Source organism: Ligilactobacillus araffinosus DSM 20653, from assembly GCF_001435375.1.
In the GTDB taxonomy this organism is placed as follows: domain Bacteria; phylum Bacillota; class Bacilli; order Lactobacillales; family Lactobacillaceae; genus Ligilactobacillus; species Ligilactobacillus araffinosus.
On record NZ_AYYZ01000029.1, the window covers coordinates 165,043 to 182,477 of the forward strand.

Annotated in this window: 13 protein-coding genes; 11 read left to right on the forward strand and 2 right to left on the reverse strand. The window is 37.1% G+C overall.

Going from position 1 to position 17,435, the window contains the following annotated elements; genetic code table 11:
• Positions 1-6 precede the first annotated feature (6 nt).
• From FC64_RS05320 to holA, 4 genes are all read left to right on the forward strand, one after another.
• Entirely contained in the window at positions 7-684 is a 678-nt protein-coding gene (locus tag FC64_RS05320; protein ID WP_057906886.1) for a helix-hairpin-helix domain-containing protein, read from the forward strand.
• A gap of 42 nt (positions 685-726) precedes the next feature.
• A complete protein-coding gene (locus tag FC64_RS05325; RefSeq protein WP_057827754.1) occupies positions 727-1,209 on the forward strand; it encodes a ComE operon protein 2 in 483 nt (160 codons plus the stop codon).
• A gap of 89 nt (positions 1,210-1,298) precedes the next feature.
• Positions 1,299-3,431, forward strand: coding sequence for a ComEC/Rec2 family competence protein (locus FC64_RS05330; protein WP_338033962.1), 2,133 nt, complete (start codon positions 1,299-1,301; stop codon positions 3,429-3,431).
• 5 nt (positions 3,432-3,436) lie between these two features.
• A complete protein-coding gene (gene holA, locus FC64_RS05335; RefSeq protein WP_057906888.1) occupies positions 3,437-4,471 on the forward strand; it encodes a DNA polymerase III subunit delta in 1,035 nt (344 codons plus the stop codon).
• Positions 4,472-4,503: 32 nt separating this feature from the next.
• Here the strand turns inward: holA and rpsT are convergent, their stop codons facing one another.
• Positions 4,504-4,758 carry a 30S ribosomal protein S20 gene (gene rpsT / locus FC64_RS05340; RefSeq protein ID WP_057906889.1) on the reverse strand — a complete coding sequence of 85 codons (255 nt, stop codon included), beginning with the start codon at positions 4,756-4,758 and terminating at the stop codon, positions 4,504-4,506.
• Positions 4,759-5,025: 267 nt separating this feature from the next.
• Between rpsT and rpsO the strand changes: the two genes are divergently transcribed.
• The 5 genes from rpsO to tig all read left to right on the forward strand — a co-directional run bounded on the left by rpsO (position 5,026) and on the right by tig (position 10,910).
• A complete protein-coding gene (gene rpsO / locus FC64_RS05345; protein ID WP_057827758.1) occupies positions 5,026-5,295 on the forward strand; it encodes a 30S ribosomal protein S15 in 270 nt (89 codons plus the stop codon).
• A 142-nt stretch (positions 5,296-5,437) separates the two neighbouring features.
• Complete coding sequence (locus tag FC64_RS05350) at positions 5,438-7,147, forward strand: ribonuclease J (RefSeq protein ID WP_057906890.1); 1,710 nt, start codon at positions 5,438-5,440, stop codon at positions 7,145-7,147.
• A gap of 45 nt (positions 7,148-7,192) precedes the next feature.
• Positions 7,193-8,083, forward strand: coding sequence for a hypothetical protein (locus tag FC64_RS05355; protein WP_057906891.1), 891 nt, complete (start codon positions 7,193-7,195; stop codon positions 8,081-8,083).
• A gap of 174 nt (positions 8,084-8,257) precedes the next feature.
• Positions 8,258-9,445: an elongation factor Tu gene (gene tuf, locus FC64_RS05360; protein ID WP_057906892.1), complete on the forward strand. Its 1,188-nt coding sequence runs from the start codon at positions 8,258-8,260 to the stop codon at positions 9,443-9,445.
• Between the two features lie 154 nt (positions 9,446-9,599).
• Complete coding sequence (gene tig, locus FC64_RS05365; RefSeq protein WP_057906893.1) at positions 9,600-10,910, forward strand: trigger factor; 1,311 nt, start codon at positions 9,600-9,602, stop codon at positions 10,908-10,910.
• A 27-nt stretch (positions 10,911-10,937) separates the two neighbouring features.
• Here the strand turns inward: tig and FC64_RS05370 are convergent, their stop codons facing one another.
• Positions 10,938-11,597, reverse strand: coding sequence for a TetR/AcrR family transcriptional regulator (locus tag FC64_RS05370; protein ID WP_057906894.1), 660 nt, complete (start codon positions 11,595-11,597; stop codon positions 10,938-10,940).
• A gap of 219 nt (positions 11,598-11,816) precedes the next feature.
• Here FC64_RS05370 and FC64_RS05375 point away from each other — a divergent pair, with 219 nt between their 5' ends.
• Positions 11,817-16,049: an MMPL family transporter gene (locus FC64_RS05375; protein ID WP_057906895.1), complete on the forward strand. Its 4,233-nt coding sequence runs from the start codon at positions 11,817-11,819 to the stop codon at positions 16,047-16,049.
• A gap of 125 nt (positions 16,050-16,174) precedes the next feature.
• Positions 16,175-17,413, forward strand: a complete 1,239-nt coding sequence (gene clpX, locus FC64_RS05380; RefSeq protein ID WP_057906896.1) for an ATP-dependent Clp protease ATP-binding subunit ClpX — start codon at positions 16,175-16,177, stop codon at positions 17,411-17,413.
• Positions 17,414-17,435 lie beyond the last annotated feature (22 nt).

Consider the following 17,435-nt stretch of genomic DNA (forward strand, 5'->3'; position numbering starts at 1 on the left):
AATGAAATGTTGATTGAGTCTCTTCAAGAATTTTGGGAAAAATACCGGATTCAGATAATTATTGGCGGATTAGTGGTTGGAATTTTAGGCTTTTTATTTTTACCTGGCATCGGCGGACAGTCGAATGAACAGCAATCGATGAATGATATTCGGTCAATGTCGATCAGTCAAAGATCGAAAAAGAACCAGGCCGGAGAAATAAAATCTCTAACAGCTTCAACTGGGGATGTCTATGTTGATATTAAAGGAGCTGTTCTTCATCCCGGAGCATATCAAATGGCAGCCCAGCAACGCGTCGGGGATGCGGTTCAAAAAGCCGGCGGTTATACGCCGGAAGCAGATCCCATTCAGGTCAATCTTGCACAAAAAATTACTGATCAAATGGTAATTTATATTCCGCGAAGGGGCGAAAAGATTCCGATTGTCAATTCGATTTCGGGACAGAATTCGGGAACGACATTAAATCCAATGGTCACTGAATCCAATTCGAACGGAAAGGTTAATTTAAATACGGCAACTCTTGAACAACTGAAAGGATTAACTGGCGTTGGTGAAAAGAAAGCGCAAAAAATTCTTGAATACCGGCAACAGCATGGACAATTTAAGTCGGTTGAGGAATTAAAAAATGTAAACGGCTTTGGTGAAAAAAGTTTGGCAACTTTGGCAGAACAAATTTGTGTATAAGCTTCTAGGTATATAATAATTAATATTAACGGAGGTGTTTTTATGAAAAATCAACGGATCCCTTGGAATCAGTATTTTATGTGTCAGGCAATTTTACTGTCAATGAGAGGAACATGCAAACGGCTTTCAGTGGGAGCAATTTTGGTGCGTGATGACCGAATCATTGCTGGCGGTTATAATGGTTCAGTTTCTGGTGATGTGCACTGTATTGATGAAGGATGTTATTTAGTTGACGGTCATTGTTTACGAACGATTCACGCTGAGATGAATGCCATTTTGCAGTGTGCAAAATTTGGCATTCCGACAAGCGGAGCGGAAATCTACGTAACTGATTTTCCATGTTTGCAATGTACGAAGAGTCTTTTACAAGCCGGAATCAAGAAAATTCATTATTTGAGAAATTATCATAATGATCCGTATGCTGTTTCATTACTTAAAAAGAAAAATATCGAGGTTGAACAGGTGAAAATTAATCCTAAATATCTCGAATCGGTTGTTCAAGTTGCTGACGAAAACGCGGAATAATTTTTCGAAAGTATTTTCTATTATTTTATGCCCTTGAAGCGCTTGCGATTAACTATTGGATCGTTTCCCGAAATTTACTAGCATGTTTTCTGTTAATTGTTATTATTATTCGAATCGGATTGACTAAATGGCGGTCACTAATTATCGGTGGAATAATTTTTGGAATTTTATGGGGACTATTCATGATTCCTACGATTCGAAATCTGACCCAGCATTTTGAAAGCTATAAGGTTGAAAAACGGGTTTATCAAACATATGCTGATCAGCTAAAAATTTCTGATGAAATAGTTTCGTTTGATGCGGTTGATCGTATTCAAAACAGACGTGTTAAAGTAATTTATTTTTTTAAAAATGATAATGAACGAGAGAGCTTAAATCAGCAAAAAGGATGTTTATTATTTAACGTTGATGCTGAAGTGAAGCTTCCTGATCAGCCAACCAATGAAAATCAATTTGATTATCGGCAATTTCTTCAAAGTCGAAATATTAATCAAATTGTCCAAATTACTAAAATCCATCGGATTGAGAATGGCCATTCGAATCTTGGAACTGATTGTGGTCATTTGCTTCGAAACACGGTACTTCAGAATCTTAATCGATTGCCAACTGCATTAAAAAATTATGCAAAGGCACTGATTTTAGGCATTATTGATGATGATTTTCAAGTTATGATCACGCAAATTCGCAAACTCGGATTACTTTATCTGTTTTGCTTATCGGGAATGCATGTTTTTTTTATTCGTAAATATTTAATGATGGTAGGAACGCTTTTTAAAATTCCAATCGAAGAAATTGATTTAATTTTACTATTAGGATTTCCATTTTATTTGATCATTGGTGGTGGAAGTTTAAGCCTTTCACGAGCAATTTTGATGGCGTGGCTTGCAATTTTGTCCCAGTTTATTTTGAAGCGGGGATTAAGCGGGATTGAATGTTGGAGCATTGTGTTAATTGTTAGTTTATTCAAATTTCCTTTAATGTTCTTTTCGTTAGGTGCGTTATTGAGTTATCTGATGACATTTATTCTTTTGCTTGTAAACAGTGAGTCAGCATTCAGAATGAACTTTAAATTGAATAACTTTAGTATCCCGTTAATTTTAAACAGTACGTATCAATGGAATGTTTTAACATCTGGACTTGCATTTGCCGTTGGGTGGATTTTTGAGAAACTGATTTTTCCAATGACGCTTTTGGGAAGTTTGGTTCCAGGAGTCAGAGAAATTTGTAATCAGCTTTTACGGCTGGTAAATCAAGGATTTTGCTTGTTGGCAACGATTCCGTCGACAGTTACTTTTGGAAAACTTCCGGTTGTAGTTGGAAGTTTAATTGTCCTAATGATGTTTTTCCTTGGAAATCGGCGTCATCGGTTTATAAAATGGGGAATTATCGGAATGCTTTATTTAGGAAGCTGGCTGTGGATTTATTTCCCAATCAAGTCAAAGGTCATTTACTTTGATATTGGCCAGGGAGATGCAACGTTAATTCAAAAAGCGTTTCAGCATCGGGTGATTTTGATCGATACTGGTGGAAAATTAAATTATGGAAGGAAACAATCATTTAAGCGTCCAACTGCTGGACAACGAATCATTGCTAATTACCTTTTAAGTAAGGGATTAACGACGGTCGATGGTCTATATTTAACTCATCAAGATACTGATCATATTGGATATATGGTAAGTATTGGAAAGCAAATCAGGTATAATAAGATTTATGTTCCCGCTGGAATGGAGAAATTGGAATCTTTTCAGCAAAAATTATTATGGCTGAGTCAACCTGTGAAAAAAATCATTCCGGTAACGGATCAGGTTTCGAATAAAGATTTCAAAATCATGCACCCGTTTGAAGAGGGGAAAGGAACTAATCAAGATTCAATGGTTTTATATCAAAAAATTGGGAATTATCACTTTTTGTTTACCGGCGATCTTGATCGTGCAGGTGAATTAAAGGTAATTGATCGTTACCCAGATTTGAAAATTGATGTGTTAAAGGCAGGACATCACGGGAGTAAAACATCATCTGATCCGCAATTTATTGATCAGATTACGCCTAGACTGGCAATCATTTCAGTTGGAAAAAATAATCGTTATCATCATCCGAATTTAGAAACGCTTCAAACATTTAATGAACGAGCAATTCCATTTTTAAATACCGCTAAAAGTGGAATGATTCAGGTTGAAATCAGTGATTCAAAAATTAACGTAATTGAGTGGTTAAAGAGGTAAATAAAGTGAATGTAAATGAATTAATTTTAAATATAAAAGAACGGAAGGTGAATCCGGTAAACATAATTCTCGGCGAAGAGCAATATCAGATTCAACGGATCCGTCAAGCCTACCTTGACCTAATTCCGGATGAGGAGCGGGAATTTAATGTTGGTCAATATGACATGGAAACCGTTCCGTTAAGTACGGCTCTTGACGATGCAATGTCAGTTCCGTTTTTTGGTGAGTATCGACTTGTAATGGTTACTAATCCGTATTTTTTAACGGGGGAAAACAAAAAAAGTAAGATCGAACATGATGTGAACGGATTAATCAACTATATTCAAGATCCACAACCAACAACGATTTTAGTAATCATTGCACCTTATCCGAAACTTGATGAGCGGAAGAAAGTTGTTAAGCTGTTAAAACAAAATGGGAACGTGGTTGATAATCATTTAATGACTGAAAAAGAAGTTCAGACGGAATTGATCCACGTGTTAAAACGAAAAAAAGTTGAAATTGAACCCCAAGCGCTTCAACTATTGCTTGAAAAGACAGGATCTAAAATTGAAATAGCAATTAATGAACTTCAGAAATTGATAATCGCTGCCGGCGAAGAGCGTTTGATAACTGCTGAATACGTAAAGCAACTTGTCGCAACCTCACTTGAACAAAATGTATTTGATTTAATTGATCTGGTAATGAAGCATAATGGAGCGGCAGCTTTGAAAATGTATCATGAATTACTTGATCAACAGGAAGAGCCGTTGAAAATCAATGCGATCCTTTTAGGAAATTTTCGGTTACTGTTACAAGTTAAGGTTTTGCATAAACATGGTTATGCTCAAGGGAACATTGCTGGAACGTTAAAGGTTCATCCATACCGGGTAAAGTTAGCTTTGAGAAAGATCAAACGTTTTTCGCTTGGCGATTTAAGAAAAGCTTATCTTGGATTGCTTGAAAATGAGGAAAAAATGAAATCAACATCTCAAGATTCAGAATTGTTGTTTCAGATGTTTTTGTTAAAATTTAATCAAAATAAAAAAGCTGGAAATTAATCCAGCTTTTTTATTTTATTAATTAATAAAAATTACTTGTTTAAACGAGCTGCCATTCGTGACTTGTCACGAGCTGCTTTGTTAGCCTTAATTAAGCCCTTTGAAGCTGCCTTATCAACTGCAGAAACAGCTGCTTGGTAAAGTTCTTCAATGTTATCTGCACCAGCAGTAACAGCTTTTTCAAATTTCTTAACAGCAGTGCGCATCTTGCTTAATTGTGAAGAATTGCGACTGTTAGCTTTTTCGCTTGTCTTTACACGTTTAATAGCTGATTTGATGATTGGCATGATTTCACCTCCAAAATTATGAATTCCGTTACCGGTCATCACTAAACTTTAACATAGACAATTATACAAGAGCAATTCCGACAATGCAATAAAAAAATCAAAGTTTGTCAAGGAGTTTCGCTTGACACTAAAACAGACTTGATTTTATCTGGTGATTCATATAAAATATTCCTCGTGTTTAACACAGACCTCTTACTGAGTAAATTTCGATTCACCGACGTTTTACTCGGTATAAGGCGACTACTAAATGAAAGGGTGGAAGTCATTATGGCTATTACACAAGAAAAGAAAAACGAAATCATGAAGAAGTATGCTCGTCATGAAGGCGACACAGGTTCAGCGGAAGTTCAAATCGCTGTTTTAACTGCTGATATCAACGAATTAAACGATCACGTTAAGGAACATAAGAAAGACTTTGCTGCTCAACGCGGTTTGATGAAGAAAATCGGTCACCGTCGTAACTTACTTGCATACTTACGGAACACAGATATTCAACGTTACCGTGAATTAATCAAGAGTTTAGGTTTACGTCGTTAATCTTATTAATGGGGTGCTTGGGTTTCCAAGCACTTTTTTTCTAGCTAAAATTTCTTGAATTAAATCAAATGATTAAACTGTGGTATACTTAATATTAATTGATTTGAACGGTTAGAATTTAAGAATTTTTAGGAGTGAAAATATGAGTGATATTAAATTAGATATCCTCAGCGGTGTCCGTGAAAACGGGAAAAACATGTATGCCGTTGAGGTTGATGATCAGATTTTTATTTTAGATTGCGGGTTAATGTACCCGGAAAATGAACTTTTGGGAATTGATATTGTAATTCCAAATTTGGAATACTTGGAAGAAAATGCCAATCGGATTGCTGGCATCTTTTTGACTCATGGTCATGCGGATGCAATTGGAGCACTTCCTTATTTTGTTGAAAATCATCCGGTTCCAGTTTTTGGTTCAGAATTAACAGTGGCATTAGCTAAAATTGCGTGTGAAAATGTTCCGCAAGCAAAGAAGTTTAATGATTTTCACATTGTTGATGATCAAACGGAGATCGATTTTGGCGACGTAACGGTTTCATTCTTTAAGACGACTCACTCGGTTCCAGAATCTCTTGGAATTGTAATTGAAACTGACCAAGGGAATATTGTTTACACCGGAGATTTTAAGTTTGACCAAACAGCAACGGATGGTTACCAAACTGATTTTGGACGGATTGCTGAAATTGGGCGTCAAGGGGTGCTTGCAGTTTTAAGTGATTCGACGAATGCTGAAAATCCAATCGAAATTGAAAATGAAAAAGACGTAATGGATTACATTATGGACACGTTTGAGTACCATAATGGACGGATCGTTGTTTCAGCTCATTCATCAAATTTAGCGCGCATTCAACAGGTATTGTGTGCAGCATATCAAAATGACCGTAAAGTTGCGATGATTGGACATGATGTTGAAAAAATTGTCCAGACTGCCATTAAGCTTGATAAACTTCATTTGCCAGCCGATAATATTTTTGTTGATGTGAAGGAAATTAATGATTTGAAGGATAATCAAATCGTCATTTTGCAAACCGGACGTTCTGGTGAACCATTGAAATCATTACAAAAGATGGCTCTTGGCCGTCATCGGTCAGTTAAGTTGTATCAAGGTGATTTGGTATTAATTACTTCAACTCCGTCACCAGCACGCGAAACAAATGTTGCCCGGACACGTGATATGATTTTCCGTTCAGGAGCAACGGTCAAGACAGTTGCAGATGATCTTAACCTGTCAGGGCATGCGAGTCGAAATGATCTTCAGTTGATGTTTAACCTTTTGAAGCCAAATTATGTTATTCCAGTTCAAGGAGAATATCGGCAATTAGACGCTACGAAGGAGTGTGCCTTGGAAACAGGAATTGAAAGTGATCACATTTTAATGGTCAATAAGGGTGATGTTCTTCAATACGCTCACGGAAAATTCCAACCAGCGCCGGCAATTGACGCAAGCAATACATTAATTGACGGAATTGGAGTCGGTGATATTGGAAATATCGTCCTTCGGGATCGGAAGCTGCTTGCTGAAGACGGAATCTTTATTGCGGTTGTAACGATTGATCGGAAGAAACGGAAAATTGTTGATACGCCGAAGTTAACTTCGCGTGGATTTGTGTACGTGAAGACAAGTCGCGATTTAATGACCGAAGCACGAAAAATTGTCACGAAGGTTGTTCAAAACAATCTTGACAATAAGGAATTTGATTGGACTCATCTTAAACAGGATATTCGTGATCAGCTGAATCACTTTTTGTATGAACAAACGAAACGTCATCCAGTGATTATGCCGGTAATAATGGAAATTAATCAAACATTTCCAAAGAAGAATTATAAGAAATCAAAATCTCATAAGGGATAAGATAAAAGGTCGCGTTGCGACCTTTTATTTGTAGAGGAGGAGTCAATGAACGAAGAATTGATTGAAAAAGCTCAACAAGCTTATGATAGTGGACATTATGATCAAGCGGTAGCATTGATGGAGGAAGTCTATTTAAAAAATAAAAACTTCCATAATAATTATTATTTATTTAAATTTTTAAAAAAAGATCAAAAATGGATTGAGGCAGTTACGGTTGCTAATGAATATCTCAATGAATATATTCAAAATGATGATTATTTTTACCAATATTTTGATTGCCGACTTCACGCTGGTGATATTTTAGGATGCTTCGAACTTTTAAATCGATTGGATCCATATTTAAATTCAATTGAGCGACAGACTTTGGCGAAAAAAATCAAATCATATCCAAGTTATTTAAGTAAAAAACAACAAGAATTAAAGCAGGAAACACTAAGAAAGTTAAAGTATTTAGGCGGATTTTCAGTTCGTGAGCAACGCGAAATTTTAAATAATATTAAGCTTTTAAACCCGCAAGAATTGTTTTTAAACTGTAAAACTGTATTTCTTGATAAGGATGTTCCATGTGTTGTTCGAATGTCGTTATTGAATACATTACGAAAAGTATCTAATAATCAAGTTAAAGTTCTGAATTTATTCAACGAAGTAATTCAAGTTGATCTGTCAACGCTTGCGCCAATTGAAAAATTTCCAATATATGTTAAAATCAGGCAGCAGATTTTGGATTCGAAAGAAATTGCTGAACCATTAAAGTTAAGAGTGTTTAGCGAAGCAAAGATGAAGCTTTTTACAATTTATCCAGAAATTACCAAAATAGATCAAAGCGAGTTGTTGGAGATTGCCTTAACACGGAGACAAAATCTTTCTGCAAAGGGAAAAATTTTATGTTCTAAAATTGATGAGGAAATTGATCGAATTAACGATTTTAAAATTTAATTGTTTTTTTATTTACAAACTTCAAGGACACTTATATAATGAATCAAGGATTCTTCTTTTAGAACAAAATCATTTTATTACTTGGTTTTATTTAAAAGAAGTAGTATAATACATATCAAGGATTATCAACATTTAATTTTGATATCTTTGGAAAAATATAGGAGGTTCGTATTAATGCCAAAAGAACATTACGAAAGAACAAAGCCGCACGTTAACATTGGTACAATCGGCCACGTTGACCACGGTAAAACAACTTTAACAGCAGCTATTACAAAAGTTTTAGCTGAAAAAGGTTTAGCCCAAGCTGAAGACTACGCTTCAATCGATGCTGCTCCAGAAGAACGTGAACGTGGTATTACAATCAACACAGCTCACGTTGAATATGAAACAGAAAAGCGCCACTATGCTCACATCGATGCTCCAGGCCACGCTGACTATGTTAAGAACATGATCACTGGTGCTGCTCAAATGGATGGTGCTATCTTAGTTGTAGCTGCAACAGATGGCCCTATGCCACAAACACGTGAACACATTTTGCTTGCTCGTCAAGTTGGTGTTAAGTACATCGTTGTCTTCTTAAACAAGACAGACTTGGTTGACGATGACGAATTGTTAGACTTAGTTGAAATGGAAGTTCGTGACTTATTAAGTGAATACGAATTCCCTGGCGATGATATTCCTGTTATCCGTGGTTCAGCTTTGAAGGCCCTTGAAGGTGACAAAGAACAAGAAGCTAACATCATGAAATTAATGGACACAATTGATGAATACATCCCAACACCAGAACGTCCAACAGATAAGCCATTCTTAATGCCTGTTGAAGACGTATTTACAATTACTGGTCGTGGTACTGTTGCTTCAGGTCGTATTGATCGTGGTACAGTTAAAGTCGGTGATGAAGTTGAAATTGTTGGTTTGAAGGACGAAGTTCTTAAGACAACAATCACAGGTGTTGAAATGTTCCGGAAGACTCTTGATTTAGGTGAAGCCGGCGATAACATCGGTGCATTACTTCGTGGTATCAACCGTGACCAAGTAGAACGTGGTCAAGTTTTAGCTAAGCCAGGTTCAATCCAAACTCACAAGAAGTTCAAGGGTGAAGTTTATGTCTTAACTAAAGAAGAAGGTGGACGTCACACACCATTCTTCTCAAACTACCGTCCACAATTCTACTTCCACACAACAGACGTTACAGGTGTTATTGAATTACCAGAAGGTGTAGAAATGGTAATGCCTGGTGATAACGTTACATTTACAGTAGAATTAATCGCACCAGTTGCTATTGAAAAAGGTCTTAAGTTCACAGTTCGTGAAGGTGGCCGTACAGTTGGTGCCGGTGTCGTATCAGACATCCTTGACTAATTTGAAATCAATTAAAGGTCTGGGTTTATCCCAGGCTTTTTTGTTATCTCAACAATTTTTGAGATTTCGTTTACATTTTGCGATTTCTAAGGTAAAATTAGTTAATATACAGATACTGTTTATCGTATAAAATTTAAAGTACGGAGGGAATAAAATGTCTGTTAAATGGGAAAAAAAAGAAGGTACAAATGACGGAAAGTTAACCTTCGAAATCCAACCAGATAAAATTAAGGAAGGCTTGGACATCGCATTCAACAAAGTAAAGAAGTCGCTTAATGTGCCAGGCTTCCGTAAAGGCCGGGTACCACGTCAAATCTTCAATAAGATGTACGGTGAAGAAGCATTATATCAAGATGCTTTAAATGCTCTTTTGCCAGAAGCTTATGCAAATGCGGTATCAGAATCAAAGATCAAGCCTGTTTCACAACCTGAAATCAACGTTGAATCAATGGAAAAGGATTCAGCTTGGGTTCTTTCAGCTAAAGTAACAGTTGAACCTGAAGTTGAATTAGGTGAATACAAAGGCCTTGAAGTTATGAAGCACTCAACTGATGTTTCAGACAAGGAAGTTGCTGATGAATTAGAACGTCGGCGTCAACAACAAGCTGAACTTGTATTAAAGGAAGATGAACCGGCTGCAGAAGGCGATACAGTTGTGATCGACTTTGAAGGTAAGGTCGACGGTAAGCCATTTGATGGTGGCAAGGCTGAAAATTACTCACTTGAACTAGGTTCAAAGACATTCATCCCTGGTTTTGAAGATCAATTAGTTGGTCATAAGGCTGGCGACGAAGTTGAAGTTAAGGTTACATTCCCAGATGATTACCAAGCAAAGGACTTGCAAGGTAAAGATGCAGTCTTTGAAGTTAAGATTCATGAAGTTAAGCAAAAAGAACTTCCAGAATTAGATGATGACTTTGCTAAGGATATCGACGATGACGTTGATACATTGGAAGAATTAAAAGCAAAAGTTAAAGACGAAATTAAGGAACAAAAGGAAGCAGCTGCTAAGAATGCCGTTCAAGAAGAAGCAATCTCAAAGGCAGTTGAAAATGCTAAAATTGGTGACATTCCAGAAGCAATGATTGAAGACGATGTTCAACGTCAAATGGATCAATACTTCAGTGGAATGCAACAACAAGGAATCAATCCAGATATGTACTTCAAGTTAACTGGAACTTCAGAAGAAGACTTACGGAAGCAATTCCGTGAAGGTTCAGAAGAACGGGTTAAGACAAATCTTGTTCTTGAAGCAATCGTTGAAAAAGAAAACATTGAAATTTCAGAAGACGAAATCAATGATGAAATCAAAGATTTAGCAACTCAATATGGAATGGATGAAAAGGCCGTTCGTTCTGCTTTATCAGATGACATGTTGAAACATGATATTTCAATTCGGAAAGTCGTTCAAGAAATGACAGACTCAGCAAAACAAGATTTACCAGAAAAGAAAGAAGAAAAATAGTTTTTCATTAAAAAGGACCAACTCCCATTAGGAGTTGGTCCTTTTTTTATCATCTAAGTTGTTTCCAAGTTGAATGAAATTTTGAAATCCTAGTAGTTCATTAGGACTGAGATACCTTGTTTTTATAATGATTTCAGAAATTTTTTGCGGCGGTTCGGGATTACTTTTTGCCAACCAAAGCTTAATAATACTAATTAATTCTGAGATTATAATTTCATGTGCATAGTCTTCAGGAATGAAATTTTGAACATTCATTTTTCCTTTAATTAGCTTGATATCAGAATTTAGAATTTTTCGTAATAACTCTTTAATCTTTTCTTCGAAAAAGGGATCGCCATTAGGGCCAATTAAAGCCTTAGCAAGCTCCAATTCATCGTAGATGTATTCAATAATCTTATTAATTTTAGAATATAACTGCAATTGTATTTCTTCAATACTTTGTTCTGAAATATCATTTTTATCAGCAACTTTAAACATATTGTTAACATGCTCAAAGAATTGTTCTTCATAACGGTTAACAAGATGTGGTTTATCAACAAAATGTTTATAAAATGTACTTCGATTTATATTTGCAGTTTTAGTAATATCTTTAACTGTAACGTGATTTAAACCTTTTTCATTTACTAAATAGATAAACGCTGCTTTAATTTTTTTCTCCGTGGTAGCAATTTTTTGATGAACTGCCATAAGAATTCTCCTTTTACATTTCTATCACCTTATTATGAAGGTTTTAGATAAAAAATACAATAATTAGTCAATTTTCGACGATTAAAAAAAATTTTCAACAAATTTATTTTAAATCAACACCTTGTTGGATTTTGATGATTGATATTCCTGGTAAATTAATATATATTTGTATGGTAAAAACAACACGGTGTCTATTTAAAAGAGAAAAGAGGAAATTTAATGAAACAAAAGGACGGTTCAAAGAAACGCTATATCGTTCAAGCAATTATTTGGATCATTTTATTAATTGCTTCCTTGATTACGTTACCAAATATTAATCAATTAGTCCGTGAAAAAGGTCAAATCAAGCTGCCAAGCGATTTGACCAGTCAAGTGGCTGATAATATTCAAAATCATTGGGGACGGCATGAAGACAATACGCGCCAGGTCGTTGTTGTTTTCAATAATGGTGATCGAAAGTTATCCGCAAACCAACAGGATAACATTGACGCCACGATCAACTCCTTCAAACATCAGGAGAATAAGTACCACATTAAATCAATGACTGCACCGAACGAAAACAAATATACGCGTGCTCAATTGATTTCCAAAGATAAAACGACTGAAATTCTTCAATTGAACGTTGATAAGAAGATTACGGTTGCAAAAACGCGTGAACTGATCACAAAAGGTGCAAAAACTCCGGGAGTGAAGACTTACGTTACCGGAAGTGACATCTTAAATGATGATTTTATTAGTGAAACGCAAGAAGGAATTAAAAAAACCGAAACGATTACGATCGTCTTTATCTTTATCGTTTTAGCTCTGATTTTCCGTTCACCACTGACTCCGATTTTCTCATTGTTGTCAGTTGGAATTTCAATGCTGATTTCATTAAGTGTTGTAATGAACTTAGCAAAACATTTTAATTTCCCATTATCCAACTTTACTCAAGTTTTCATGGTTGTTGTTTTATTCGGGATTGGGACTGACTATAACATTTTGATGTTTGATCAGTTTAAAGAAGAACTTAGTAAAGGGCTATCGCCGCTGCAGGCTACCCGCCGGTCATTGCGAATTGCCGGCAAGACGATTTTGTTTAGTGGATCTTCCGTTTTAATTGGATTTTCAACATTAGGATTAGCAAAATTCAGTATTTATCGTTCAGCTGTCGGAGTTGCGGTCTCAGTTGCTATTTTGTTGCTGGCATTGCTGACTCTTAACCCATTCTTTATGGCAATGCTTGGAAAGAAGATCTTCTGGCCAAGTAAGAAATTTAACGGTTCATCAACCAACAAGATGTGGCATAACATTTCAAAGACAATGGTCAAGATGCCGTTTATTGGATTGATCGTTACTGCGTTATGTGCTTTGCCATTCCTTTTATCAAAGGGAAGTCCGTTAAATTACGATACGTTAGTTGAATTGAACGATTCTGTACCAGCTAAGCAAGGATTTAAGGTTGTTCAAAAGCACTTCTCAAAGGGGACGGCAGAACCGACAACCCTGTACATCAAGACGGATCATCCGGTTGATAACGAAAAAGATCTCAAGGAAATTGATGAACTTGCGCGGCAAATTCAAGCCGTTAAGGGCGTCAAAACTGTTGCAACCGTTACTGAACCGGGGGGATCAAAATTAAAAGAATTATATGTAAATGATCAATTAAAGACCGTTACAAACGGAACCAAGGATGCCCGGAAAGGCTTAAACCAAATTAGTGACGGGTTGGATGGCGCCAACTTTCAATTGAAAGGGGCCAACATTCAAACTGGTGTTGATGGAGCCAAGAAGTTATATGACGGAAGTCAACAGCTTCAAGCGGGAGCAAACACATTAGCAAACGGTGCATCAACATTAGGCAATGGAATGGTTACTTACGCTAATGGAGTTTATACCTTAAATAATGGAATGAGCCAACTTGCTGCTGCAACAGGCGGATTAGGCTCAGGGGTCGATGCATTGTATAACGGAGCCAATGCATTGAATAGTGGTCTTGCAACGTTGAACAGTAAAACTAGTACTTTAAGTACAGGAGTGAATGCATTATTTAATGGGGCAAACGCCTTAAATGGTGGTTTATCAACGTTAAATAGCAAGACTGGTGCTTTAAGTACAGGAGTGAATGCATTATTTAACGGAGCAAACGCCTTAAATGGCGGTTTATCAACGCTGAATAGTAAGACTGGTGCTTTAAGCACAGGGGTCAATAAGTTGACTGACGGAAGCAATCAACTTGTAAATGGTTCAAATGAACTTGCTGATAAGTTGAATGCCGCCAAGAATAATCAACAATTAGCTCAATTGGGACCAAAAGTTAAGGAACTTCAGACTGGTGCAAACCAAGTTGCAGATGGCTTGAAACAGGTTCAAAATCAATTGAATTCTTCTCAAATGCAACAACTTAAAAGCCAACTTGGCAACTTAACGAATGCATTGAGTCAGTTGCAAAATGCTGCAACACCGGATATCAGCGGAATTCAAAAGACGGCCCAAGCACTTTCATCGAATAGCGATAAGGCTAAAACAGATGCTGGCAACTTGCAAAATGCTTTGAACCAATTAAAACAGGCTGCAGGGTCAGCTTCATCAGGAAGTGCTGGCTTATCAAACCAGGATATCAATAATATTGTTAACTCGGTTCAAGGATTAAACGATTCACAAAAGCAACAGCTTCAGGGAGCATTGCAAAGTGCATCAAATCAAATTATGCAAAAACAACAGCAAATGATGAGCGGTTTAAGCAATAGTATCAATAATGCAACTAATAGTGCGCAAGCATTACAAAATGATATGCAATCTGTTTCATCAAGCGGTTCTGATTTATCAAATCAATTGAATCAATTGCAATCAACGGCTGAACAATTAAGTAAATTAAAAACAATGGCTTCACAATCACAAACACAGGAAGCAGTTAATAACTTGAACAACGCCGTTAACCAATTACAAGGGGCTATCAATAAGTTAGCTCCAGGTTCAAGTCAAGTTGCAGATGGGGTTGGACAATTAAGCCAAGCAACTGGTCAAATCCAAGACATGGTTAACCAGGCAGCAGCTGGGGCAACTCAAATTAGCAATGGTGCCAATGCTTTAAACGGCGGATTAAATCAATTAGGTTCACAAGTACCAGCATTGACAAGCGGCATTGCTCAACTTGCAAATGGTTCAAATCAATTGGCAGGTGGTATTGGTTCAATGAAAGGTCAATTACCAACCTTGACAGGTGGCATTGCTCAACTTGCAAATGGTTCAAATCAATTAGCAGGCGGCATCGGTTCAATGAAGAATCAGTTACCAGCATTGACAGGTGGTGTTGCCCAACTTGCAAATGGTTCAAATCAATTAGCAGGTGGCATTGGTTCAATGAGAAGTCAAATGCCTACAATGCTTGGTGCAATTTCAGCACTGTCAGCTGGGACAGGTGAATTGGCAGCTAATGCTCCTGCATTAGTTTCAGGTGCCGGCCAAGTATCGTCAGGAGCGGCATTGCTTGCACAAAACCAAGGAACATTAACAAACGGCCTTGGTCAAATGTACAGTCAGATTAATGGAATGGCTGGCCAAGTTAATGAATTAGAAACGGGATTAACAACGGCAAGTAATGGTGCCAAGAAGATCAACAGCGGCTTAGGAACGGCTAACAGTTACTTAACTGGATTAAAGGATTCAGCGGCAGCAGATACTTACTATGTGCCAAAGGATGTACTTCGCAGTAAAGAATACAAGAAGGCCGAAGATAGTTATCTTTCACAAAACAAACATGCGGTTAAATTTACGATCGTCTTAAATGAAAATCCAAGCTCATTGAGTGCGATGAAGACGGTTGAAAATATTCAAAGTCTTGTGAATAAGTCAATTAAGGGAACTTCACTTTCAGGAGCGAAGGTTGCATTAGGTGGTCAAACAGCATACATTAATGATACGCGGAATGTTGCTTCAAAGGACTTCATTCGGACAGCGATTATCATGTTGACCGGAATCTTGTTAGCATTGATGCTGATCACCCGGTCAATCTTACAACCATTCTATATTCTTGGAACATTATTATTGGCATACATCATGTCATTAGATATTACGCATTTGATCAGTAAGGCATTCTTAGGTCAAAGCATGTTGACATGGAATACACCATTCTTTAGTTTCATCATGCTGATCGCTTTGGGAGTTGACTACAGTATCTTCTTGATGATGAAGTATCAAGAATACGATGGTTTCCTCGCAACACCGGGAGCACGGATTGTGAAGGCTGCAACCGAAATCGGAGCCGTTGTTGTTTCGGCTGCTTTGATTTTGAGCGGAACCTTCGCTGCTTTGATGCCATCCGGGGTCTTGACATTGATTCAAGTTGCGTTAGTTGTAATTATCGGATTAACGATTCTGGTATTTGCAATTCCAACGATTATTCCAAGTCTTTTGAGCCTGACATATCCGATTAAGGATAAGATGGACAAGAAGACGAAAAAGAAGCATTAATCAAAAATAAAAAATTGCAGGTTTAGCCTGCAATTTTTTTATTGACGTGAAAGTGTTTAGTTAGAATAAATAATTAAAATTTGGTAAGATAGAGTTAATGATTTTTTGATGATAGGGTGAGAATGATGCACGATAATAAGGAAACACAGGAAGAAATCCGCTGTTCGTTTTGCGGAAAGTCTGAATCACAAGTTAACAATATGATTTCAGGACCTGGAGTTTACATCTGTGATGAATGTGTTGAAGTTGCAGATTCAATTATTAAGCAGGAACAACGAGCACAATTAGCAAGTGATTTTTCACGGATTCCAACACCGCAAGAAATCGTGAAAACGTTGGACCAATATGTGATCGGTCAAAAACAAGCTAAGAAAGTTTTGGCAGTTGCGGTATACAATCACTACAAACGAATCTCATCATCGCTTGATAGTGATGACGATACAGAATTGCAGAAAAGCAATATTTGTTTAGTTGGTCCAACAGGTTCAGGGAAAACGTACCTTGCCCAAAACCTAGCTCGAGTCTTAAACGTTCCGTTTGCGATCGCAGATGCAACCACGTTAACGGAAGCTGGTTATGTTGGGGAAGACGTTGAAAATATTCTGTTGAAGTTGATTCAAAATGCAGATTATGATATTGAACGGGCTCAACGCGGGATTATCTATATTGACGAAATTGATAAGATTGCTAAGAAAGCGGAAAATGTTTCGATCACCCGGGATGTTTCTGGTGAAGGGGTTCAACAAGCATTGTTGAAGATTCTTGAAGGAACGGTCGCAAGCGTTCCACCGCAAGGAGGTAGGAAACATCCACAACAAGAATTGATTCAAATTGATACAACGAATATTTTATTTATTGTCGGCGGAGCGTTTGATGGCATTGAAAATATTGTTAAACATCGTCTTGGTGATAAGACGATCGGATTTGGAACAAATTCAGGCTCGTCCCTTGATGAAAGCAAGAGTTTGATGCAGCAGATCATCCCAGAAGATTTGATGAAATTTGGATTAATTCCGGAATTTATCGGACGACTTCCAATCTTGACTTCACTTGAGAAGTTAAATGAACATGATTTGGTTCGAATCTTAACGGAACCGAAGAATGCGTTAGTCAAACAGTATAAGAAGTTAATGGCATTAGACGATGTTGAGCTTGAATTTACCGATGAAGCCTTAAGTGAAATGGCTCAGTTAGCTATTCGGCGGAATACTGGTGCGCGAGGATTACGTTCAATTGTTGAGCATACAATGATGGATGTAATGTATGAAACTCCAAGTAATGATCAAATCAAGAAGGTAATTATTACTGGAGATGCCGTTAAGGGTACTGGGAAACCGGAAGTTATCATGGCAAATGAAAAATAGACTTTCAGGACCATCCTTTTTT